At 72.5% G+C, this 21,990-nt stretch carries 25 protein-coding genes; 15 read left to right on the top strand and 10 right to left on the bottom strand.

The genetic code is table 11. The features are described 5' to 3' along the window. Positions 1–25 precede the first annotated feature (25 nt). Complete coding sequence (locus ACIPK3_RS07595; protein ID WP_402567172.1) at positions 26–1,012, bottom strand: cation diffusion facilitator family transporter; 987 nt, start codon at positions 1,010–1,012, stop codon at positions 26–28. Positions 1,013–1,095: 83 nt separating this feature from the next. Here ACIPK3_RS07595 and ACIPK3_RS07590 point away from each other — a divergent pair, with 83 nt between their 5' ends. After that, on the top strand, positions 1,096–1,389 hold the full coding sequence (locus tag ACIPK3_RS07590; RefSeq protein ID WP_402567170.1) for a DUF4235 domain-containing protein: 294 nt from the start codon (positions 1,096–1,098) through the stop codon (positions 1,387–1,389). A gap of 7 nt (positions 1,390–1,396) precedes the next feature. Here the strand turns inward: ACIPK3_RS07590 and ACIPK3_RS07585 are convergent, their stop codons facing one another. Beyond that, a complete protein-coding gene (locus ACIPK3_RS07585; RefSeq protein ID WP_402567168.1) occupies positions 1,397–1,789 on the bottom strand; it encodes a VOC family protein in 393 nt (130 codons plus the stop codon). 144 nt (positions 1,790–1,933) lie between these two features. Here ACIPK3_RS07585 and ACIPK3_RS07580 point away from each other — a divergent pair, with 144 nt between their 5' ends. The 3 genes from ACIPK3_RS07580 (at position 1,934) to ACIPK3_RS07570 (ending at position 3,420) form a co-directional block, all read left to right on the top strand. After that, a complete protein-coding gene (locus ACIPK3_RS07580; protein WP_402567167.1) occupies positions 1,934–2,296 on the top strand; it encodes a DUF1304 domain-containing protein in 363 nt (120 codons plus the stop codon). Next, positions 2,293–2,859, top strand: a complete 567-nt coding sequence (locus tag ACIPK3_RS07575) for a TetR/AcrR family transcriptional regulator (protein WP_402567165.1) — start codon at positions 2,293–2,295, stop codon at positions 2,857–2,859. The genes ACIPK3_RS07580 and ACIPK3_RS07575 overlap by 4 nt, the downstream gene beginning before the upstream one ends. Positions 2,860–3,039: 180 nt before the next feature. Continuing rightward, positions 3,040–3,420 (top strand): anti-sigma factor antagonist, encoded by a 381-nt coding sequence (locus ACIPK3_RS07570; RefSeq protein ID WP_402567163.1) that lies wholly within the window; start codon positions 3,040–3,042, stop codon positions 3,418–3,420. A gap of 12 nt (positions 3,421–3,432) precedes the next feature. On the opposite strand, the gene ACIPK3_RS07565 is transcribed toward ACIPK3_RS07570, so the two are convergent. Beyond that, complete coding sequence (locus tag ACIPK3_RS07565; RefSeq protein ID WP_402567162.1) at positions 3,433–4,395, bottom strand: ribose-phosphate diphosphokinase; 963 nt, start codon at positions 4,393–4,395, stop codon at positions 3,433–3,435. A gap of 105 nt (positions 4,396–4,500) precedes the next feature. Between ACIPK3_RS07565 and ACIPK3_RS07560 the strand changes: the two genes are divergently transcribed. After that, positions 4,501–5,163, top strand: coding sequence for a DUF4230 domain-containing protein (locus ACIPK3_RS07560; protein ID WP_402567160.1), 663 nt, complete (start codon positions 4,501–4,503; stop codon positions 5,161–5,163). A gap of 73 nt (positions 5,164–5,236) precedes the next feature. Further along, positions 5,237–5,779, top strand: a complete 543-nt coding sequence (locus ACIPK3_RS07555) for a VanZ family protein (RefSeq protein ID WP_402567158.1) — start codon at positions 5,237–5,239, stop codon at positions 5,777–5,779. Positions 5,780–5,822: 43 nt separating this feature from the next. On the opposite strand, the gene ACIPK3_RS07550 is transcribed toward ACIPK3_RS07555, so the two are convergent. Then, a complete protein-coding gene (locus tag ACIPK3_RS07550) occupies positions 5,823–6,071 on the bottom strand; it encodes a hypothetical protein (RefSeq protein WP_402567156.1) in 249 nt (82 codons plus the stop codon). Positions 6,072–6,145: 74 nt separating this feature from the next. On the opposite strand from ACIPK3_RS07550, the gene ACIPK3_RS07545 reads away from it, so the two are divergent. The 5 genes from ACIPK3_RS07545 to ACIPK3_RS07525 all read left to right on the top strand — a co-directional run bounded on the left by ACIPK3_RS07545 (position 6,146) and on the right by ACIPK3_RS07525 (position 11,910). Next, positions 6,146–7,177, top strand: coding sequence for a PHP domain-containing protein (locus tag ACIPK3_RS07545; protein WP_402567154.1), 1,032 nt, complete (start codon positions 6,146–6,148; stop codon positions 7,175–7,177). A 542-nt stretch (positions 7,178–7,719) separates the two neighbouring features. Continuing rightward, the gene (locus tag ACIPK3_RS07540; RefSeq protein ID WP_402567153.1) at positions 7,720–8,214 is read left to right on the top strand and encodes an FBP domain-containing protein; all 495 of its coding nucleotides are present in this window, start codon (positions 7,720–7,722) and stop codon (positions 8,212–8,214) included. A 45-nt stretch (positions 8,215–8,259) separates the two neighbouring features. After that, a complete protein-coding gene (locus tag ACIPK3_RS07535; RefSeq protein WP_402567151.1) occupies positions 8,260–9,513 on the top strand; it encodes an aromatic acid exporter family protein in 1,254 nt (417 codons plus the stop codon). Between the two features lie 48 nt (positions 9,514–9,561). Continuing rightward, positions 9,562–10,614 (top strand): hypothetical protein, encoded by a 1,053-nt coding sequence (locus ACIPK3_RS07530; RefSeq protein ID WP_402567150.1) that lies wholly within the window; start codon positions 9,562–9,564, stop codon positions 10,612–10,614. 102 nt (positions 10,615–10,716) lie between these two features. Continuing rightward, entirely contained in the window at positions 10,717–11,910 is a 1,194-nt protein-coding gene (locus ACIPK3_RS07525; RefSeq protein ID WP_402567148.1) for a lactonase family protein, read from the top strand. On the opposite strand, the gene ACIPK3_RS07520 is transcribed toward ACIPK3_RS07525, so the two are convergent. After that, on the bottom strand, positions 11,878–12,603 hold the full coding sequence (locus tag ACIPK3_RS07520; RefSeq protein WP_402567147.1) for a DUF2470 domain-containing protein: 726 nt from the start codon (positions 12,601–12,603) through the stop codon (positions 11,878–11,880). The two genes, ACIPK3_RS07525 and ACIPK3_RS07520, sit on opposite strands and share 33 nt — an antisense overlap. An 87-nt stretch (positions 12,604–12,690) precedes the next feature. Next, on the bottom strand, positions 12,691–13,296 hold the full coding sequence (locus ACIPK3_RS07515; RefSeq protein WP_402567145.1) for a TetR/AcrR family transcriptional regulator: 606 nt from the start codon (positions 13,294–13,296) through the stop codon (positions 12,691–12,693). 108 nt (positions 13,297–13,404) lie between these two features. Here ACIPK3_RS07515 and ACIPK3_RS07510 point away from each other — a divergent pair, with 108 nt between their 5' ends. Beyond that, a complete protein-coding gene (locus ACIPK3_RS07510; protein ID WP_402567143.1) occupies positions 13,405–14,922 on the top strand; it encodes a cytochrome P450 in 1,518 nt (505 codons plus the stop codon). On the opposite strand, the gene ACIPK3_RS07505 is transcribed toward ACIPK3_RS07510, so the two are convergent. The 3 genes from ACIPK3_RS07505 to ACIPK3_RS07495 all read right to left on the bottom strand — a co-directional run bounded on the left by ACIPK3_RS07505 (position 14,894) and on the right by ACIPK3_RS07495 (position 18,231). After that, a complete protein-coding gene (locus ACIPK3_RS07505) occupies positions 14,894–15,718 on the bottom strand; it encodes a pentapeptide repeat-containing protein (protein WP_402567141.1) in 825 nt (274 codons plus the stop codon). The two genes, ACIPK3_RS07510 and ACIPK3_RS07505, sit on opposite strands and share 29 nt — an antisense overlap. 86 nt (positions 15,719–15,804) lie before the next feature. Beyond that, positions 15,805–17,106: an alpha/beta fold hydrolase gene (locus tag ACIPK3_RS07500; protein ID WP_402567139.1), complete on the bottom strand. Its 1,302-nt coding sequence runs from the start codon at positions 17,104–17,106 to the stop codon at positions 15,805–15,807. Positions 17,107–17,202: 96 nt separating this feature from the next. Then, a complete protein-coding gene (locus ACIPK3_RS07495; protein ID WP_402567138.1) occupies positions 17,203–18,231 on the bottom strand; it encodes a LacI family DNA-binding transcriptional regulator in 1,029 nt (342 codons plus the stop codon). 211 nt (positions 18,232–18,442) lie between these two features. On the opposite strand from ACIPK3_RS07495, the gene ACIPK3_RS07490 reads away from it, so the two are divergent. The 3 genes from ACIPK3_RS07490 to ACIPK3_RS07480 are packed head-to-tail and all read left to right on the top strand — an operon-like array spanning position 18,443 to position 21,341. Then, the gene (locus ACIPK3_RS07490) at positions 18,443–19,198 is read left to right on the top strand and encodes a (Fe-S)-binding protein (RefSeq protein WP_402567137.1); all 756 of its coding nucleotides are present in this window, start codon (positions 18,443–18,445) and stop codon (positions 19,196–19,198) included. Next, complete coding sequence (locus ACIPK3_RS07485) at positions 19,195–20,703, top strand: LutB/LldF family L-lactate oxidation iron-sulfur protein (protein WP_402567135.1); 1,509 nt, start codon at positions 19,195–19,197, stop codon at positions 20,701–20,703. The genes ACIPK3_RS07490 and ACIPK3_RS07485 overlap by 4 nt, the downstream gene beginning before the upstream one ends. Next, the gene (locus tag ACIPK3_RS07480) at positions 20,700–21,341 is read left to right on the top strand and encodes a lactate utilization protein C (RefSeq protein WP_402567133.1); all 642 of its coding nucleotides are present in this window, start codon (positions 20,700–20,702) and stop codon (positions 21,339–21,341) included. The genes ACIPK3_RS07485 and ACIPK3_RS07480 overlap by 4 nt, the downstream gene beginning before the upstream one ends. Before the next feature lie 10 nt (positions 21,342–21,351). On the opposite strand, the gene ACIPK3_RS07475 is transcribed toward ACIPK3_RS07480, so the two are convergent. Beyond that, on the bottom strand, positions 21,352–21,924 hold the full coding sequence (locus tag ACIPK3_RS07475; RefSeq protein ID WP_402567132.1) for a TetR/AcrR family transcriptional regulator: 573 nt from the start codon (positions 21,922–21,924) through the stop codon (positions 21,352–21,354). Positions 21,925–21,990: the final 66 nt, after the last annotated feature.

Here is a 21,990-nt window from a genome sequence, read left to right as displayed (position 1 = left end):
CCGTTTCGTGCCGGGCACCCGTGCGTCAGGCCCCGCCGCGTTCCCCCGTCGCGGCGGGGCTTTCCCGTGCCTCCGCCGCCGGGCGGTCGGTGATGTCGAGAAAGATCATCCCGGCCTCCGGGACCGCGCGGGCGACGGAGCGCTTGATGCGTACGGCCGCCTTCTCGACGCGCTCGCTGTCCATACCGGGCATCAGGTCCACCCGCGCGGCCACCAGCGTCGAGTCGAGGCCCAGCTTCATCGTGAACAGCGCCTCCACGGTGTCGATCTCGGGCTCCTTCTCCAGCATGGCCCGGATACGGCCGCTCAGCTCGGGGTCGGCGGCCTCGCCGATGAGCTGGTCGCGAGCGTCGCGCCCGAGGCGGTACGCGACGTACACCAGCAGCAGGCCGATGCAGAGCGAGGCGGCGGCCTCCCAGGCGATCTGCCCGGTGATCATGTGCAGTGCCATGCCGGCGATGGCGAGCAGCACGCCGAGCACCGCGGTGGCGTCCTCGGCCACCACGGTGCGCAGGGCGGGGTCGCGCAACCCCGAGGAGCCGCCACCCTGGGAGCGCACCTGGTACAGCGCGCGCAGCAGGGAGCTTCCCTCGGCGACCAAGGCGAGGCCGAGCACGGCCAGACCCACCACATAGCCGCCCGAGGTCTCGCCCGCTCCGCCACGCAGGGCCTCGAAGCCCTGGAAGAAGGAGAAGCAGCCGCCCATCACGAAGATCCCGACGGCCGCGAGGAGCGACCAGAAGAAGCGCTCCTTGCCGTAGCCGAAGGGGTGGCGCTGGTCGGCGGGGCGCTTGCTGCGGCGCAGCGCGGCCAGCAGGAAGACTTCGTTGACGCTGTCGGCGACCGAGTGGGCCGCCTCGGACAGCAGCGCGGGAGAGCCGGCGATGAGTCCGCCGACGGCCTTGGCGGCAGCGATGACGAGATTGGCCGCGAGCGCCACGAGCACGGTGACGCGAGTACTGCGGTCGGCGCCGCGCTCGGAGGATTTCTGGTTCGCCTTCTTCACCTTCACCGACTGCCCCGGGCCGTTCCGCTCACACGGGCGGGATTCGGGGTAGACGGCCCCTACTGGTGACGCATCCGAAGGAGAAACACGTGGCGAAGAAGCAGAAGTTGCCCCTCGTGTACCGGCCGGTCGGCCTGGTGCTGAGCTGGGCCGGAGGGGCACTGGCCGGATTCGCCTTCCGCAGGACGTGGATGGCGATACGGCACGAGGAGGACGCGCCGGACGCCCTGGACCGGGACCGCGGTTGGAGTGAGGTCCTGCTCGCGGCGGCGGTCCAGGGCGCCGTGTTCGCGGTGGTGCGCAGCGCCGTGGACCGTACCGGCGCCACGGTCATCGAGCGTTCCACGGGGGTGTGGCCGGCGGGAGACAAGGGCCGGGACTGATCGAGGGTCAGCCCTGCTTGGGCGCCACGGGCGGTACCAGGCGCACGGTGAAGGAGTGCCCGGCGGGATCCGCGTAGCCCCGCTCCTCGTACCGTCCCGTCGCGTCCTTGGTGTCCACGGGGCGGCCGCCGAGCCCGACGATCCTGCGCTCCGCGGCGTCCAGGTCGTCGACCAGGAAGTCGAGGTGCGCCTGGAGGGAGTTCTCGGGGCGCGGCCAACTCGGCGGCGTCGCGTTGGCATCCCGCCGGAACGCGAGCCGCACCCCGTCGGCGCCCCTGACCTCCACCAGGTTGGCGGACGCGGCCACCGTCTCTCCCTCCAGCAACTCCAGGTAGAACTGGGCCAGTTTCTCGGGTTCGGCGCAGTCGAGCACCACGAGCCCGGCTTTCACCAACGGCATGTCTTCCTCCCGGGGAGAGTCCTGCCCGTGCGGATATCCCCCGCCGCCCGGTTCAGTCGGTTGACTCCCCCGGCAATTTCCTGGACAGTTGTCCACCTATGCTGGACACCTGTCCGGAAAGAGCAGTCGAGGAGACCGCCGGTCATGGAAATAGTGGCGAACGTGCTGGTCGGCCTGGTGGCCGTGCTGCACATGTACATCCTGGTGCTGGAGATGTTCCTGTGGGAGAAGAAGCCGGGCCGGGGGCTGCACGGCTTCGACCCGGAGATGGCCGGGGCGACCGCGACGTTGGCCGCCAACCAGGGGCTCTACAACGGCTTTCTGGCCGCCGGCCTGGTGTGGGGTCTGGTGGCGGCCGACCCGACCGGTTTCGCGGCACGGGTGTTCTTCCTGTCGTGCGTGGTGATCGCGGGCGTGTACGGCGCGGCCACGGCGAACCGCCGCATCCTGTTCGCCCAGGCGCTGCCCGGCGCCCTCGCGCTGGCCGCCGTACTCGCGGCCCGGTGACCGGGAGCACGCCGGGGGACCCGCGGGCCGCGCGCACCCGGGCGCGGCTGCGCACGGCTCTGCTGGAGGAGTGCGCCGAGCGGCCGCTGGAGGAGGTCGGCGTCGCCGCGCTGGTGCGCCGGGCCGGGGTGGGCCGGGCGACCTTCTATGTGCACTACGACAGTCTTGAGGCGCTGGCGACGGACGCGTGCGCGGACGTCGTACGGGAGGCCGTGGAGGCGCTGCACGCCTGGCGCGGGCGGCCCGATCCGGTGCAGGCCCCGCCCGCACTGAGGGAGTTCTTCGCGGGCCTCGCCCCGCACGCGGCCCTGTACCGCACCCTGCTCACACCGGGCGGCGGCGGCCCGCTGGGGCTGGTGCTGCACCGGGACCTGCGGGCCCGCAGCCTGGCCGAGCGCGAGCTGGCGGGAGCCGCGGACGCGCCCCTGGTCGCCTCGGCCGTCGCCGCCACCTTCGCGGGCGTCCTCGCGGACTGGCTGCACGGGCTGCTTCCGGCGGCTGACTCCGACGAAGTGGCCGACCAGGTATGGCAGTTGCTGGTCGCCCTGCACATGAGCCGGTGACCGGCCGGTGACCGACCGATGGCCGGCCGATGGCCGGGGCGACGCTCGTGGCGCAGTGAGGCGCAGCTCACCGCAAACTCACAGACATATGTCAATCGAACATGCTCAAATTCCTTCCATCGCGGGTAACTTGCTGAGCGGAGAAGAGTTCTCCGGACGTGGGTGGGAGGTGGTTCGGTGGTGCGACAGGACCCCGTACCGCTCACCCGGCATCTGCGCGTCCACCAGGACCGGGGGCACACCGTCCTGGAGTTCCGCGGTGAGATCGACCTGGCGGCGGCCGCCGAGATCGCTCCGCACCTGGACCGGGTGACGGACCGGCCCGGCGCCCGGATCGTTCTCGACCTGCGGCGCGTCGAGTTCTTCGACTGCTCGGGGCTGCGTCTGCTCTACCGGGCCCGGCGCCGGGTCCTCGACCAGGACGGCCAACTGCGGCTGGTGTGCACGCACCCGCTGACCCTGCGCGTCCTGCGGATCACCGGTCTGTCGCGGCTGCTGCCGCCGCAGTCCACGCTGGACGCGGCCCTCGGACAGCCCGAGGCGGCGTCCGGGTCGCTGTGACCGGCGAGCGGGCTACATGCCGCGGGGCGCGTCGAACAGGGCGCTGACGGACTCGCCGTTGTGGATGCGGCGCACCGCTTCGGCGAGCGCCGGGGCGATGGACAGGACGCGCAGCTTGGCCTTGTACTCCTCGTGGGCCTCCACCGGCACCGGCACGGTGTTGGTGCACACGATCTCCAGCACGTCCGGCTGCTCGCTGAGCCGCTTCAGGGCGCCCGCCGCGAACAGCCCGTGCGTGCATGCCACCCGGATCGAGCGCGGCCCCAACTCGCGCAGTCGCTCCAGGAGTTCGAGTACCGTGCTGCCCTTGGCGATCTCGTCGTCCAGCACGATGACGTCCCGGCCGGCGATGTCCCCGATGACCGAGTTGATGCTCACCCGGTCGTCCGCGTACCGCTGTTTGGCACCGGCCGCGACCTGGGCGCCGATCAGCCGGGCGAAGGCGGCCGCCTCCTTGGCGTTGCCCAGGTCCGGTGAGACGACCGTGGTGCGCGAGAGGTCGTACTCCCCGAAGTGCGCGGCGAGTTCGCGCAGCGCGTGCAGATGGTCCACCGGAACCGAGAAGAAGCCGTGCACCTGTGGCGAGTGCAGGGTCATGGCGAGTACCCGGCTCGCGCCCGCCGCCACCATCAGGTCGGCGACCAGACGGCCGCCCAGGGAGATACGGGGCGCGTCCTTCTTGTCGGAGCGGGCGTAGGAGTAGTGCGGCATGACGACCGTGATCCGGGCGGCGGAAGCGCCGCGTGCCGCGTCGCACATCATCAGCAGCTCGACCAGGTTCTCCTGCACCGGCCTGACCAGCGGCTGGACGATGAAGACGTCCCGCTCCCGGCAATTGGCCTGAAGCTGCACCTCCAGACAGTCGTTGGCGAACCGGCTGACCCGGGTGGGACTGAGCGGAACCCCGAGGTGTGCGCAGACCTCACGTGCCAGCTCGGGGTGGGCGCTGCCACTGAAGACGGCTATGTCACGCACGAGTTGTCCTCCGATGATCATGACGGGTCGGCGGGGTCATGGTACTGACGCCCATCGGTGGGCATCCGGACAAGGAGGGGGCGAGGAGGAAGGAGGACTGTCGGCATGACGACGTCCAGCAAGGCCCTGCCCGCGCGCATGCCTCTGTGGGCGAAGGCGGTCACCTCCGTGGTGCTGGTACTCGCGGTGCTGTTCGCCGGGTTCCGCCTGGCGGTGATCCCGGGACTCGGGGACCTGTTCGGCTCCGAGACGCACGACCGGTCCGGCCCCGCACTGCTCAAGTCCATCCGGGACATGTCGCGTTACGACGCGGCCTCGGGCAACTTCCAGATCGTCGTGGACCTGGAGAAGAACGCCAAGTTCCTGCCCGACGCCATCCGCGGCACCCGCACCCTGTACGTCGGAGCCGGCACCGTGGACGCCTACGTCGACCTCGGACAGGTCGGCGACAAGGACGTGTCGGTCAACGGCGACCGCAGCTCGGCGACGCTCCGGCTGCCGCACGCCCGGCTCGGCAGTCCGGCGCTCGACGCCGACCGCTCCTACACCGTCTCCAAGCAGCGTGGTCTGATCGACCGGCTCGGTGACCTCTTCTCGGACAACCCCAACAGCGAACAGGCGGTGCAGAAACTCGCCGTACGGCACATCGCCGCCGCGGCCCGGGACAGCGGGCTGACCGGCCGCGCCGAGACGAACACCACCGGCATGCTCCAGGGGCTGCTGGGCTCCCTCGGCTTCAAGGAAGTGCGGGTGACCTACGGGCCCTGACCGGCGGCATCCTCGGGGCCTCCCGGGGTAGCCGGGAAATCACGCCCCGACGCCCGGAGACCTGGAGGACTCAATGGCCCACAAGGAACGCCGGATCGGCTGGCCCGGCCGGATCGGACCGGCCCGGCGCGACCCCCGGCCCGTCGGCGCCGCCCGTCACGCGCTGCCCGCCCCCGTCCGGCTGCTGGTGATGATGTGCGCCTTCGTCTTCATGGTGGCGTTCGCCGTCGTACTGGCCCGGCTCACGCTGGAGCCCTCCCCCGCGTCGGTGTCCCTGACCCACAGCAATCTGCATCCGGGCCGCTCGCTGCGGGCCTACCTGGACCAGCCGGAACTGCGCGACGCCGTCAAGCAGATCGGCGGGAACCTGCTGCTGGGTGTCCCGTTCGGCGTCCTGGTGCCGGTGCTCGTGCCGCGGGCGCGCGGGATCGTCCAGATCGTGCTGCTCACGGCGACCGTGATGCTGCTGGTGGAGCTCGCCCAAGGGGCACTGGTGACCGGGCGCGCCTTCGACGTGGACGACGTCATTCTCAACACCGCCGGGGCCCTGGCCGGTTACCTGCTGCTGGGACGGCGGCTCGGCCGGAAGGTCCACGCGCGCAGGACACGGTCGTGACGACCGGCGCAACTGGCGACTGGTACCCCCGCCTGTCGGGGCACTAGTGCCGTGGAGTCCATGTGAACTTGTCACCGCCGACCCAGCGGACCACATCGGGGTCGTCCAGGTCGTGCACGGTGATACCGAAGGCGGCGGCGGTCTCCAGGACATCGGTGATGGCGTGTGCCTCGCCGACCACCTGACCGTCGATTTCCATGATGCGGAACGGTGGGCTGCCCTGCCTGCCCTTCATCACTCCCAGCACCAGGATGCGCGGCTGGGAGATGTGGGGGGAAGCTATTTCGGTCATGCATCGAGCGTAGAACGCCCACAGCGAAAACGTGTGACGTGCGTCACCGATCGGGTGGCCGAGGTGGAGGTGCGATGGACCCCGTCGAGGCACTGGACCGTATCGCCTTCCTGTTGGAGCGGTCCCTGGCGCCGACCTACCGGGTACGGGCCTTCCGTACCGCCGCTCGGGTGCTGGCGGCACTGCCCGAGGGCGCGATCGCGGACCGCGCGGCCGCCGGGACGCTGGAGGACCTCCAGGGCGTCGGCCCGAAGACCGCTCAGGTGGTGCGCGAGGCCCTGGCGGGGCGGGTGCCCGAGTATCTGCGGCGGACCGAGGCGGAGGCCGGCGGCCTGCCCGCCCGCGGCGGGGAACGGCTGCGGGAGCGGCTGCGCGGGGACTGCCATCTGCACTCCGACTGGTCCGACGGGGGCAGCCCGATCGAGGAGATGGGACGCGCGGCGGCACGCCTCGGACACCAGTGGGCGGTGCTGACCGACCACTCTCCGCGGCTGACCGTGGCCCGGGGACTCTCCCCCGACCGGCTGCGGGAGCAGCTCGCCGTGGTGGCCCGGCTGAACGCGACCTGGGCGCCATTCCGGCTGCTCACGGGTATCGAGTGCGACATCCTGGAGGACGGCTCGCTGGACCAGGAGCCGGAGCTGCTGGAACGGCTCGACGTGGTCGTGGTTTCCGTCCACTCCAAGCTGCGGATGGACGCCCGCTCGATGACCAGGCGCATGGTGGCCGCCGTACGCGATCCGCACTCGGACGTCCTGGGGCACTGCACGGGGCGGCTGGTCACGGGCCGGGGACGGCCGGAGTCGGAGTTCGACGCGGAAGAGGTGTTCGCCGCGTGCGCGGAGTCGGGCACGGCCGTGGAGATCAACAGCCGCCCGGAGCGGCTGGACCCGCCGCTGCGGCTGCTGCGGCAGGCCGTCGACGCGGGCACCCTGTTCGCGATCGACACCGACGCGCACGCGCCGGGCCAGCTCGACTGGCAGCTCCTCGGCTGCGCCCGCGCCGAGGAGTGCGGGGTGTCCGCCGAACGCGTGGTGACCACCTGGTCCGCGTCGGAACTGCTGGAGTGGACCCGGGAGGGGCGCGTTCCGGCGCGGGCGGGGTGACACGGATAACCGCGCCGCGGGACGCGGCACGGAGCACGCACTGAAGGCCGTCCGTTCCACCGGGCGCCTCGGCCGTGGTTCCCCCGTCACGGTCGGGGCTTTTCGCTGCCCGGCCCAGGAGAAGCTCAGCGGCCGTACAGGTCATCCCGGGGGTTCGTCCGGCACGGGGTGTTCCGTTTGCCCCGTCCCCGAGCGTGGCGCACCGCGCCGCCCGGTCCCGGCTTCGTCGGTGTCGGGGACATCGGTGGCCTCGTCGCCCTCGCCCGCACTCCCCGAATCAGCGGCCTCCCACGGATCCCCCGCGGTGTGGGCCTGCTGGTCCTGCGGGTCACGCGGCACGGGTGCCCGCCGTCCGGCGGTTCCACCCTGTTCTCCGGTCACGGCGTACTCCCCTTTCGTCGGGTGGGCAGGACGCGGGTACCTCAGGGGCGGACCGTAAAACGTGCCGGCGGAGAACGCGAGCGGAAAAAACCTTTGACCCCCTCTCCCTCCGGCTACTTAAGATAGGCGAAAACCTAGTACCTCTAGTTACAGGACTTCCGATGCGCGCACTCACCGAGCAGGACATCCGCACCTCGTTCGTGAACTGCTCCAAGGGCGACGCCAAGCGCCTCGCCCTCCCCCGCGACCTCGCCGAACGCCCCTGGGACGACCTCGACTTCCTCGGCTGGGGGGACCCCGGGGCACCGGACCGCTGCTATCTGGTCGCCGAGCGGGCGGGCCGGCCCGTCGGGGTCGCGCTGCGCTTCCCGCCCGCGCGGCGCAGCCTGCTGCACCGCAGCATGTGCTCGGTGTGCCTGACGACCCACCCGGGGGGCGGCGTCTCCCTGATGACGGCCCGAAAGGCGGGACCGGCGGGCCGCGAGGGCAACTCGGTGGGTCTGTACATGTGCGCGGACCTCGCCTGCTCGCTGTACGTACGCGGCCGGAAGGCGCCCCAGTCGGGCATGCGTATCGAGGAGAGCCTCACGACGGAGGAACAGATCGCCCGGGCGACCGGCAATCTCGCCGCGTTCCTCGACAGGCTGTACGCCTGACCCGGGTACGTTCGACGTGCGCGCCGAGCGGGAACAGGGCAAGGGATGCACGACGTACTGAAGTGGACGGCGGGGCCGACGCGGCTGCTGCGACGGCACCGGGATCCGGTGGTCGTCCAGACGCTGCGCTCGGCGGCCGCGGCGACGATCGCGTATGTCGTCGCGCTGCGTCTGAGCCCCGAGCCCGCGCCGCTCACCGCCCCGCTGACCGCTCTGCTGGTCGTCCAGGTGACTCTCTACGCCACCCTCACCAACGGCATCCGCCGGGTGAACGCGGTGGTCGCCGGGGTCCTCGTCGCCATCGCCTTCAGCCTTCTGGTGGGACTGACCTGGTGGAGCCTCGCGCTGCTGATCCTGGCCGCGCTGGCGGTGGGGCATCTGGTGCGCGTCAACGAATACGTGCCCGAGGTGGCGATCAGCGCCATGCTGGTGCTCGGGGTCACCACCGTGGGAAACACCGCGTGGGCGCGGGTGGTGGAGACCCTGATCGGCGCGGGGGTCGGCCTGGCCTGCAATGTGCTGCTCCCTCCCCCGGTGTGGGTGGACGAGGCCGGGGAGTCGATCGAGGGTCTCGCGCGGCGGGTGCGCCAGCTGCTGCTGCGGATGGGCGAGGAGGTGGCGGAACGCATTCCGGTGGAGCGGGCCGCGGCGCGGCTGCACGAGGCACGGCGGCTGGACCACGACATCGTCCAGGTGGACGCGGCCCTGCGGCAGGCCGAGGACAGCCTGCGTCTCAACCCGCGGGTGAAGGAAGGGCTGCTGCACCGGGTGGTGCTGCGGACGGGCCTGGACACCCTGGAGATCTGCACGGTCGTCATGCGGGTGCTGGCCCGCACCCTCACCGATCTGGCCAAGGCCCGCGATCCCGACCCGCTGTTCCCGGCGGAGGCGGGCGCGGCCGTCGAGCTGCTGCTCTCCGAGATCGGAGACGCCGTGGTCAGCTTCGCGGTGCTGGTGACCACCGACCTCAGCCGCAGCGCCGAGTCGGCGGAAGCCCGGCTCAGCGCGGAGTTGCAGGCGGCTTCGGTCACCCGGGACAAGCTGGCCCTGCTGCTGCGGGACGAGGTCGAGCGGGACGGCCGGCACTGGCAGTTGCACGGTGCCGTGCTGACCGAGGTGAACCGGATCATCGACGAGCTCGACACCGAGCACCGCTCACGCCGCCTGTTCGAGGAACTGGACCGGGTCTCCGGCGAGCAGCACGCGAAGCTGCCACGCCTGGCCCGGCTGCGGGAGCGGGTGGGCGTACCGGAGCGGCTGCGCCGGAACCGGTCCGGGGGTGAGGGACGTTCTTCCTGACAGGGGACCGGGCGAGAGAACCTCCGGCGAGAGAAGGGGAGCGGGCGGATGACGGACGGGGCTGTACGGGTCGACGGGAACACGGTGCGGCTTCCGGGCGGAGTGGCGGTGCGCTTCGTGCGCACCCTGCGCCTGCCCGAGACGGGTACGCATCCGTTGCCGCCGGGGCTGGGCGAGTTCCCGGTCCGGCGGGTGGCGGACTTCCCGGACACGGTGCCCGAGCAGTGGCGGGCGCGCGGCGGGGTGATGCTGCCCGTGTATCTGCGCGAGGCGATGTGGCTGAGCTTCGCGGGGACGACGGAACCGGCCGCGTTGCAGGTCGGAGTGGGCAAGGTGTGCGCCGTGTCCGGGAAGCCGTGGAGCGACCGGCTGTCCCGCACGCCGCAGAACTACGTGGTGCTGCCCCGGCAACCCTGGCTGGACGGCATCAACTCGGGCAGCGGGACGGTCCGCCAGTTCGTGGCCGTGCCGCTCGGGCTGGGCGCCACGGTGGAGGGTCAGGTCACCGGCGAGGAGGTGTGGGGCGGCATCCAGCTCCAGTCGTTCCCGCTGCGGGAGGGCCCGCTCGCGAAGTGGCGCGAGCAGGAGCGGCTGCGCCGGGAACGGACACGGTCCATGCACACGTTCGGCGGGTACGGCGCCCCGGCGCCGATGGCCGCACCGGCCGCCCCGGGTGCCGCACCGGCGCCGTCGGGGGCGGCGTCCGCCCGGCCGAGGGCCGCCGCCATGGGTCTCGGCGTCGGGGGTTCGATGCGCCAGGAGGTGTACCGGGACGACCGGAAGCCGAAGGACTGGGCCGAGCGGCCGGCCGGGCGGGTGTTCGTGCACCTGGTGACGCCGCCGGAGTGGCGGCGCATCACGGGCGAGGCTCCCCCGCCGTCGCCGGTGGACCGGGCGGCGTACACCCGCGCCGGGCTGCCCTGGTACGACTACTACGACCAGGACGGCGAGGATCTGGCCCCCACGGACCCGCTCGACGCGGTCAAGCCCGTCGGCGACTGGCTCGGGGACGACCTCGAACCCTGGCAGGCACCGTCAGCCGGACAGGTGAAACCGCTGGGGGACGCGCCGGGCAAGCCGGTCGAGGACGGCGACTGGTAGGTAAGCCTTTGCCTCGGTCTTTGCGTCGGCCGCCCGGTCCGGGTCAAGGTGGCGGTTACGGAGTGCCGACCGGGGCGCGCGACGAGCCGAGGTGCGGAGGACATGGACGGTGACGCGGGGACGGGGCGCGGCGGGTGGAGCCGGCGCCGGGTCCTCGCGGCACTCGCGGGCGCGGCGGCGGTTCCGGCGGCGGGGTGCACCGCGGATCCGGCGCGCACCCCGGCACCACGGGAGCGTCCGCCCGCCGGGAGCTCCGCCGGGCCGTCCCGCCCCCGTCTGCTCTGTCTGGGCACCTACACCTCGGTCGAGGGCGGCGGCACCGGTATCGGTCTCGCCGTCTACGAGCCGTCGACGGGACACGTCACCGGGACCGGCACGGTGCGCGGCGTCGCCGATCCGTCGTATCTGGCGGTGCATCCCGACGGCCGCACGCTGTACGCCGTCGACGAGCGGGCGGACGGGGGTGTGACCGCCGTCCGCCTGGCGGACCGGCGTGTTCTCGGCACCCGGAGCACCGGCGGTGCGGGGCCCTGCCATCTGTCCGTGCATCCCGGCGGGCGGTGGCTGTTCAGCGCCAACTACACGTCGGGCAGTGTGGCCGTGCACCCGATCGACGCGTCGGGCGCCCTGGGGGAACGCTCGGATCTGCTCACGCACTCCAGCCCGGCGCCCGGGCCCGGGCAGAGCGGGCCGCACGCACATCAGGTGGTCACCAGCCCGGACGGCGGTCATGTGTTCGCCGTGGACCTGGGCACCGACACCGTGTACTCCTACCGGCTCGATCCCGCGAGGGGCACGCTCACCGAGGTCGCGCGGTCCCGGACCCGGCCCGGCGCGGGTCCGCGCCATCTGACCTTCCATCCGGGCGGCCGGTACGCCTATCTGGCCAACGAGGTGGACAACACGGTGGCGGTGTGCGCCCATGACCCGTCCACCGGGCGGCTGAGGATCGGCGAAGCCCAGTCCACCGGCACCGGCGCGGGCACCAACTACCCGGCGCAGCTGCTGGTCGACGCCGACGGCTCATACGCCTACCTGGCCAATCGCGGCCACAACAGCATCACGCGTTACGCAGTGGAGGCCGACGGAGCCCGGCTCCGGCTGCTCGGCACGGTGCCGGTGGCCGGGGACTTCCCCCGGCAGATCGCCTTCTCCCCGGCAGGGCGGCTGCTGTTCGCGGCGAACCAGCGGTCGGGCAGCGTCAGCGTCTTCCACGTGGATCCGGCCGACGGCGGGCTGCGTCTCGCCGGTGAGCCGTTCCCGTCACCGGTCGCCGTCTGCGCGCTGCCGCTGTAGCGGCCGGGGGCAGGAGGCCGCGCTCGCCTGGGTCAGCAGGACGTGCATGCGTTCGGTCAGCTGCGACACGTCGTCGGCGGGCGCGTGAAACGGCAGACGTACGTCGCCGTGGGCGCGGGCGCGTTCGATGCGCAGCGTCAGCCCGTGCCGGTCCACGGCGAGGGGCTGGACCCGGACCGCCCCGTGCAGGCTGTCGGGGTCGACCAGGCGGGTGAGGCGCTCGACGGCGTCCGGGTGGGCGTCGGCGAGATGGGTCAGCAGCTGGGCCTCCGCCTCGGCCAGCGGGTCGGGCCGGGCTTCGGCGAGGTCGTCGATGCCGACGACCTCCGCGCCGGACGCCCGGCGCAGCACGGCACGGGTGGGCGTGAAGACGAGGTGGTCGTCCTCGATGGCGAGCCGGCCGGCCAGCCAGAGGCGGGCCCGGATCCGGTTGCGCATCGAGACGGGCGCGACGTCGGCGAACTCCAGCACGGCGGACGGCTCGCCGCGCGGTGCGCAGATCGCGGCCGCCGGCAGGGCGCTGTCCTCGGGCACCCGGAGGATCACCCGGCCGTCGGCCGCCACCGTGTGCGCGCCCACGAACTCCTCGCGCCCGCCCTCCGCCGTCACCGCGCACGACCACGCCGCGGCGAGCACCGAGCGGGCGTGTTCCGCCGCGCAGGGCGCGGCCGTCCAGGTCTGGCTGTCACCCATCCCGAAACCTCCTAAGGTAAGCCTTGCCTAACCTAGCGAAGATCGAGGTGTACGCCAACCGCGAGGACCCCACACCACTCGAAACGGTCAGCCGATGGCGCCGAGCAGCGCCCGTGCACACAGATCGCGCACCTGGTCCCGGGAGAGGCGGCCGTCGCGCAGCCACTCCAGGCAGACCGCCGTGGTGAAGGCCAGCCAGCCCCGCACCGCGAGGCGCACATCGGGCCGCCGCTCGACGAGCGGGCCGAACTCCGGGTCGGCCGACAGGGCAGCGAGGATCCGGCTCTCCTGGGCGGCCAGCGAACGCTGGTACACGCGCCGCACGACCTGGTCACCCGCCGCGTCGGCCCGGTGGAACGCCCGGTAGCCGTGCGCGTGCGACTGGACGTACTCCAGGTAGACGTCGAGGCCGGCGCCGAGTTGCTCACGCGCCGGCACACCCGGCACCGCCTCGGTCATGCGCAGCATGCGCTCGCTCTCGTGCTCCACGACCGCCGCGAAGAAGTCCCGCTTGGTCGGGAAGTAGTGGTACAGCAGCCCGCGGGAGACCCCGGCTATCTCGGCGACCTGCTCGATCCAGACCTCGTCGTACGGACTTTCCGAGAAGAGCCTCGCCCCGACCGACAACAGCTGCTCCCGGCGCTCGGCCGAGCTGAGTCTGCGGCGGGTGCGCTCGCCCGGGTTCGCGGCCATGCCCGCACTGTACTTGACGCCGGTTCAACAAGGGGATCAGACTGAACCGCGCTATTGAACCCACGTACAACACGCTCGACCTGCGGCCGGATCAAGGGAGATCACGCCATGGCGGAGAGGGAATCGGACGCGGTCACGCCCCCCAGGGGCTTCCGCGGCGCCGAACCGGGCTGGCCGGAGCTGCACCGCATCCCGCATCCGCCGTACCGGCTCCCCCTGCTGGGCGATCTGGTCGGCGCCGACCGGCACACCCCCGTGCAGGACTCGGTCCGCTTCGCCCGCCGGCTCGGGCCCGTCTTCAGGCGCAAGGCGTTCGGCAAGGAGTTCGTGTTCGTGTGGGGCGCGCGCATCGCCGCCGACATGGCGGACGAGTCCCGGTTCGCCAAGCACGTCGGCCTGGGGATCGCCAACCTGCGCCCGGTCGCCGGGGACGGGCTGTTCACGGCGTACAACCACGAGCCCAACTGGCAGCGGGCGCACGACGTGCTGGCCCCCGCCTTCGGCCGGGAGGCCATGGCCGGCTACCACCCGATGATGCTGGACGTGGCCGGTCGGCTGACCGACCACTGGGACCGCGAACTGGCGGCCGGACGCGGCGTGGACGTGCCCGGTGACATGACCCGGCTGACCCTGGAGACGATCGCCCGCACCGGCTTCGGGCACGACTTCGGCTCCTTCGAGCGGGAACGGCTCCATCCCTTCGTGACCGCGATGGTCGGCACGCTCGGCTACGCGCAGCGGCTGAACACCGTGCCCTCGCCGCTCGCTCCGCTGCTGCTGCGCCGGGCCGCGCGCCGCAACGCCGCCGACATCGCGTTCCTGAACCGCACGGTCGACGACCTCGTACGGGCCAGGCGACGCTCGGGCGGAGGGGACGGGGACCTGCTGGACCGGATGCTGGACACCGCGCACCCGCTGACCGGGGAACGGCTGTCCGCGGAGAACGTCCGGTACCAGGTGATCACCTTCCTGGTGGCCGGGCACGAGACCACCTCCGGCGCGCTGTCCTTCGCGCTGCACTACCTCTCCCGTCATCCGGACGTGGCGGCGCGTGCCCGCGCCGAGGTGGACCGCGTCTGGGGCGACACCCCGGCGCCCGGTTACGACCAGGTCGCCAAGTTGCGGTATGTGCGCAGGGTGCTCGACGAGTCGCTACGGCTGTGGCCGACCGCGCCCGCCTACGCCCGCGAGGCCCGGCAGGACACGGTGCTGGCCGGGGAGCACCCGATGCGGCGCGGCGCCTGGGCGCTGGTCCTGACACCGATGCTGCACCGCGATCCCGAGGTGTGGGGCGCGGACGCGGAGGAGTTCGACCCGGACCGGTTCGACGCGGGGGCCGTACGGGCGCGGGCACCGCACACCTTCAAGCCGTTCGGCACCGGCTCCCGGGCGTGCATCGGCCGCCAGTTCGCCCTGCACGAGGCGACCCTGGTGCTCGCTCTGCTGCTACGGCGCTACGACCTGGTCGCCGACCCGGACTACCGGCTCCGGGTGACCGAACGGCTGACGCTGATGCCGAGCGGGCTGCGCCTGCACCTGAACCGGCGCGGGACGTCCCGGCGGACCGCGCAGCCGCCCTCCTCCGGTGACCGTCTGGTCAGCCTGCCCAGTGCGCCGGACGAGTGACCGTGTCCGGCAGACGGGTTCCGGCGTTGCCCCGGGCCGCGTTCAGCTGCGGCTGGGTCAGGAAGATCGCGTCGGTCAGGTCGGCGTCCGTGAGGTCGGCGGCGCGCAGGTCGGCGCCGGTCAGGTCCGCGCCGCGCAGGTCGGCGCCGGTCAGGTCGGCGGCGATGAGGTAGGCACCACGCAGGCAGGCGCCCCGCAGGTTCGCGCCCCTCAGCCGGGCACCCATGAGGTCGGCGCCCCTGCGGTCCTTCTTCTTCCCGGGGATGCCCGCCCGTGCCAGCTCGCCGGCGCGCAGCAGCAGGACATTGGTCTCCCGCCGGTGCGCGGCCACATCCAGGCCGGCCAGTTCGGCGGGCGTCTGCCGGGCGAGCCGCTCGGTCCGGTCCAGTGCCGCGCGCAGATCGGCGTGCACGGGCCGGGCGGCGGGCAGGCCGAGCGCCTCCGTCAGGTACCAGAGCAGTTCGTGGAGTTGCCGGACGACCGGGAACACGTCGAACATCTGCCGGGCGTCCTCCCGGGAGCCGGTGCGCCAGTCCTGCCCGCCGAAGGTGACCTGGGAGACCTGCTGTCCGGCGCCGAAGCAGTCGTAGACCGTGCAGCCGGTGAAGCCCCGCGGCCGCAACTCGGCGTGGATACCGCACCGATGGTCGTCCGCGAGGTTGCGGCAGGGCTTGCCCGCGGGCTTGTCGACCGCGAAGTCCGCCGAGGCGGTGAAGGGCAGGGCGACACAGCACAGTCCGAAGCAGCGTGCGCAGTCGCCGCGCAACGCGGACCGGTCGGCTATGTGATCAGGCATGCCGACCAGCCTACGGACCTCGGGGGACCACCCTCGCGCCGGGCGGTCCCCGCCGGTGTCGGGCCGCGTCCGTCAGGTCTCGCCCGTCAGGCCTCGTCGCGGGCGAGTGCGAGAAGCCGGTCCAGGACGCGGGGCGCGCCGGCGCGCAGGCCGTCGTGTTCGAACTCGTCGGTGATCCAGGTGCGCAGGCCGCGGATGGCGCGCGCGGTGTCCAGCGAATGCGCGGTGTCGACGTACATGTCGTCGTGGTAGACGGCCGCGGCGACCGGGACCTCGTTGGCGGCGAGGCGGTCCGGGTCGTACAGCGGCTGCCAGTCGGTGTGGGCGGCGAGCAGGTCGGCAGTGTCGCGCAGGGGGCGCAGCGCGGGGTCGGCGTCGAACATCCAGGGGTGGATGGTCTCGCCGGTGAACAGCACCGGTGCGTCGCCCGCGAGCGCCTTGGCCGCGTCGAACTGCGGGAACTCGCCCCGGATCCGCTCGGCGGCCCAGGCCGTGGGGCGGGCGTCCTGGCCGTAGCACGGCTCGTGCAGGAGGGCGTAGAGCGGGTGGTCCGCGTAGGAGAGCAGGCTCCGCGCCTGTTCCAGGAAGGCGTCGGACAGTTCGGTGCCCTGCGGCGTGCGTACGAAGGCGTCCTCCAGGAGGTAGTGGAGGCGGTGGCTGCCGTCGCTCGCGCCGAGCATGAGGCCGAAGGACTGGAAGGCCTCGACGGTGAGGCGGTAGCCGCCGGGGAGGACCACGTCGTGGGTCAGCAGGTGGTCGGCGATCCGGCGGGCCCGCTCGACGTCCTGCGGATAGCGCGCGTAGTGCGCGGTGACCTTGCGCTCGATGCGCGGGTAGGCGGCGCGGTAGACGTCGTCGGCGTGGGCGTCCAGGGCGGGCAGGCCTCCCGTGATGACGGCGGTGGCCAGCCCCTCGGGGGCCAGGGACAGATAGCTGACGGCGCAGAAGCCGCCGAAGCTCTGGCCGAGGACGGTCCAGGGGGCGCCGCCGGTCAGCCGGGGGCGGATGGACTCGCAGTCGCGGACGATCGAGTCGGCGCGGAAGCGGGTGAGGTGGTCGGCCTGCTCGGAGGGGCCGCCGCGCAGTGGGAGCGTCTGCCGGTTGACGGGCGTGGAGCGGCCGGTGCCGCGCTGGTCGAGGAGGAGGACGCGGTACTCGTCCAGGGCTCGGTCGAGCCAGGACTGCCTCCCGATGAAACGATTCGCCCCGAAGCCCGGACCGCCCTGGAGATAGACCAGCCACGGCAGGTCCTGGTGCGCCTTGGCGCCGGCGACGACCTCGCGGGCGTACAGCTCGATCGTCTCGCCCGCCGGGGCGGCGTGGTCCAACGGCACGGTGAAGTGGTGGTCGGTGAGGACGACGCCTGGCTGACGGTAGTTGTGGCTCAACTGGTCTCCCGGGACGGACGGATGGACGCGTTCCAGTTCAGCACACGCGGGCCCGTCGGCCGACCCCTGGATCATGGATTCTTACTGAATCTCCGTTCAGCGCGTGGCGAGACTGGAGCGGCGCACCACGAGATGCGGCTGGAGCACCGCCTGCCGGTGTTCGTGCGCCCCCGGCCCGCCGTGTGTCCCGGTCTCCTCCAGCAGCAGTTCCGCGGCGACGGCCCCCATGGTGACCGCGGGCTGCCGTACCGAGGTGAGGGGGACTGCGGCCGCGGCCGCGAACTCGATGTCGCCGTATCCGACGATCGCGAGGTCGTCGGGGACGGCGACCCCGGCCGCGTACATGGCCTGGAGCACGCCGAGGGCCAGCAGGTCGTTGGCGCAGAAGACGGCGGTCGGACGGTCGGTGAGGCCGAGCAGCCGGGCGCCGGCCACCCGTCCCGCGGCCGCGTCCAGCCGTTCGGCGGGCACATCCCGCAGCGCGTCGGGACCGAGGCCCGCCTGGGCGAGGGCGCGCAGGGCGCCGGTGCGACGGTCGTCGTGCGCCCGATCCGGTCCGGGCGGGCCGCCGACGTAGGCGACCGCGCGGTGTCCGGCCTCCACCAGGTGGCGGACGGCGAGGGCGCCGCCCGCGATGTCGTCCACGGCGACGGAGCACTCGCCGGTGCCCTCGGCCACCCGGTCGACCAGCACGAACGGGATGCCGTGCCGCCGGAACGCGGCTATGTTCCGCCCGGTGGCGTCCGCCGGGGTGAGCATCACTCCGCGTACCCGCTGCTCGGCGAAGAGGGACAGGTAGGCGGCCTCCTCCCCGGCGCTCTGCGCGCTGTTGCAGACCATCACACCGAGACCGGCCTTCCGCGCCGCCCGCTCGGCGCCGCGTGCCACGTCCACGAAGAACGGGTTGCCCATGTCGAGGAGGAGCAGCCCCATGATCCGGCTGCGGCCCGCGCGCAGCTGACGCGCGGTCTCGCTGCGGACATAGCCGAGCCGGTCGATCGCCAGGAGCACCCGGGTGCGGGTCTCGATGGCGACGCTGTCCGGGCGGTTGATGACGTTCGAGACCGTGCCGACCGAGACTCCGGCGACGCGGGCAACGTCCTTGATACCCACCGACTGAGCCATCGGGCGGAAACCTCCAGGTGAACTCGGGACGCCGGAACGGCCTTCACACTACCTTCACCTCACCCCAGAACGGACGGGTGGGACGAGAGCGGGAATTCCACGACATGCGCCGGCCGTGGCCCGGCTCCGCCACGCCGTGAGCCGATGTCTTCGGCGGTTCGCGCCGCCCACTACGCTGCACCCGTCGGATGATCGACCCCGAGGAGCCGCGATGCGCGTGGCCTTGTTCCTGACCTGCGTCAACGACACGCTCTATCCGGACACCGGCCGCGCTGTGGTGAGACTGCTGACCAGACTGGGCGTCGACGTCGACTTCCCAAGTACCCAGGGCTGTTGCGGGCAGGCGCACTACAACACCGGCTACCGGCATCTGGCGGAGCCGCTGGCCCGTCGGTTCTCCGAAGTCTTCCGGGAGTACGAGGCGGTCGTGACCCCGTCCGGGTCGTGCGCCGCGATGGTGCGCGAGCTGTATCCGCGGCTGGGTGAGCGGGCGCGGGCCGAGGGACGCGGTGGCGGGCTCGCTGCCGCGCTGGCGCCGGTGGCGCGGAAGACGTACGAACTGACCGAGTTCCTGGTGGACGTGCTGGGCGTGACCGATGTCGGGGCGTACTACCCGCACCGGGTGACCTACCACCCGACCTGTCACGGGCTGCGCGCCCTCGGTCTCGGCGACCGTCCGCTGCGGCTGCTGCGGGCGGTGCGGGGGCTGGAGCTGGTGGACCTTCCGGGTGCCGAGGAGTGCTGCGGCTTCGGCGGGACCTTCGCGCTGAAGAATCCCGACGTGTCGGCGGCGATGGGCGTGGACAAGGTGCGCAGCGCCGAGTCGACGGGGGCGGCGGTGCTGTGCGCGGGCGACAACTCCTGTCTGCTGCACATCGGCGGCACCATGGCCCGGCTCGGCAGCGGTCTGCGGCCGGTGCACATCGCGGAGATCCTGGCCGACACGGCCGAGGAGCGGGTGGCATGAGCCGGACGTTCCTCGGCATGCCCTCACCTCACCCGGCGCACCCGCCCTTCCCGTCCTTCCCGGAGGCCGCGCGCGAGGCCGTGCACGACCGGACCCTGCGCGAGAACCTGCGGCACGCCACCCACACGATCCGCGCCAAGCGGGCGCAGGCGGTGGCGGAGTTGTCCGACTGGGCGGCGCTTCGGGAGGCCGGCAAGCGGATCAAGGACCATACGCTCCGTCATCTCGACCGGTACCTCCTCCAGTTGGAGGAGTCCGTCACCGCGGCGGGCGGCACGGTGCACTGGGCCGCCGACGCCGCCGAGGCGAGCCGGATCGTCGTGGAACTGGTCAGGCAGACCGGTGAGTCGGAGGTCGTCAAGGTCAAGTCGATGGCCACACAGGAGATCGAGCTCAACGAGGCGCTGGAGGCGGCGGGCATCCGCGCCTACGAGACCGATCTCGCCGAGCTGATCGTGCAGTTGGGCCGGGACCGGCCGTCGCACATCCTGGTCCCGGCCATTCACCGCAACCGGGGCGAGATCCGGGACATCTTCCGCGCCGAGATGGGCAGGTGGGGCCGCCCGGCCCCCGAGGGCCTGACGGACACGCCCGCCGAACTCGCCGAGGCCGCGCGGCTGCATCTGCGCGAGAAGTTCCTGCGCGCCCAAGTGGGCATCTCCGGCGCCAACTTCATGGTCGCCGAGACCGGCACCCTGGTGGTGGTCGAGTCGGAGGGCAACGGCCGCATGTGCCTGACGCTGCCCGAGACGCTGATCTCGGTCGTCGGCATCGAGAAGGTCGTACCCACCTGGCGGGACCTGGAGGTCTTCCTCCAGACCCTCCCCCGCTCCGCCACCGCCGAGCGCATGAACCCGTACACCAGCATGTGGACCGGCACCACGGACGGGGACGGCCCGCGCGCCTTCCATCTGGTGCTCCTCGACAACGGCCGCACGGACACACTCGCCGACGAGGTCGGCCGTCAGGCACTGCGGTGCATCCGCTGCTCGGCCTGTCTCAATGTCTGCCCGGTGTACGAGCGGGCGGGCGGGCACGCGTACGGATCGGTGTACCCGGGGCCGATCGGTGCCGTACTCAGCCCCCAACTCCGCGGCACGGACAGCGAGATCGACGCGTCCCTCCCCTACGCCTCCTCGCTCTGCGGCGCCTGTTACGAGGTGTGCCCGGTGGCCATCGACATCCCCGAGGTGCTGGTGCGGCTGAGGGAGCGGGTGGTCGAGGGCGGCCCGGCGGTGCGCGAGGGCAACAGGGTGGTGCTGCGGCCGTCGAAGGGCCACGCCGCGGAGCGGGCCGCGATGCGCGCGGCACGCTGGGCGTTCACCCACCCAGGGGCGTTGCGCGCGGGACAGCGGCTGGCCTCCCGCACCCGCTTCCTCCACCCGCGTACGCTCCCCGGTCCCGGCCGGGCCTGGACCGACACCCGTGACCTGCCGGCCGTACCCGCGGAGCCGTTCCGCGACTGGTGGCGGCGCACCGACGGCGGCCGGAGGGACCCCGAGTGAACGACAGGGAACGGATCCTGGGCCGGGTACGGCGCGCCCTGGCGGCCGTACCGCACGACGACACGCCGTACGACCAGGCGGTTCCCCGGGACTACCTGCTCCGGCACGGCGAGCTCACGGTCGCCGGGACGGTGGACCTGCTCGCGGAGAACCTGGCGGACTACCGGGCGATCGTGCACCGCTGTACGGCCGGTGAGCTGCCGTCGGTGATCGCCGGGCTGCTCGCCGCCCGGCGGTCGGCCTCGGTGCTCGTGCCGTCCGGGCTGGACGAGACCTGGCTGGCGGCGACCGATGCGACCCGGATCGCGGACCGGCCGGACAGTACGGCGCACGAACTGGACCTGGTCGACAGCGTGGTCACGGGATGCACGGTGGCGATCGCCGAGACCGGCACCATCGTCCTGGACGGCGGCCCCGGCCAGGGTCGCCGCCGGATCACCCTGATCCCCGACCATCACATCTGCGTGGTCCGGGTCCCCGGGCAGCTCGTCGCCGGGGTCCCGGAGGCTCTCACCCGTCTGCGTCCCGCGCGCCCGGCCACCTGGATCTCCGGCCCGTCGGCGACCAGCGACATCGAACTGAGCCGGGTGGAGGGTGTGCACGGACCGCGCACGCTGGAGGTCGTACTGGTGGGCTGAACCGGGCTCCCTATGCGAGCCCCGCCGCGTCCAGCAGCGCCGCCGCCGTGGTCGCGGCCAAGCCGTCGTCCAGGTGCTCCACACGGGCGCCGGAGCGGGCGCCGGCGCCGTCGTAGACCAGCATGAGCTGGCGGGCGAGGAGGCCGGGGTCGCGGGCGGAGCCGCGTTCGGCCTGGGTGCGGAAGACCTCGCGAAGGCGGTCCTTGACCCCGCGGGCGACCACACTGGCGGGGTGGTCGGGATTCTTGAGCTCGACCAGTACGGCCAGGTACGGGCAGCCGTGGTAGCCGGGGTCGGCGGAGACCTCCGCCAGCCGTTCGAAGACGTGGAGGATGCGCTCACGGGGCGTGCACGCGTCCGGGTCGGCGGGCGTGAAGAGTGCCTCGTACCAGCCGATCCGTTCTTCGAGGCTCGCGGCCAGCACCTCGTCCTTGCTGTCGAAGAGCTGGTACATCGACCGCTTCGAGACTCCCGCCGTACGGCACAGCGTCTCCACGCCGATGGACACGCCCTCGCGGTAGAAGAGCTGGGCGGCCGCGTCGAGCAGCCGGTCTCGGGGTGACGCCTTCTCCGTGGTGGCCATACCGCGAGGTTACCGCGCCGGAAGGAATGGGAAACCGATCGGTATACACCCCTTCACGCAACGTGA

The sequence above is a fragment of the Streptomyces sp. NPDC086787 genome (genome assembly GCF_044745865.1).
Lineage (GTDB): Bacteria > Actinomycetota > Actinomycetes > Streptomycetales > Streptomycetaceae > Streptomyces.
This window is presented reverse-complemented; position numbering and strand designations above follow the sequence as displayed.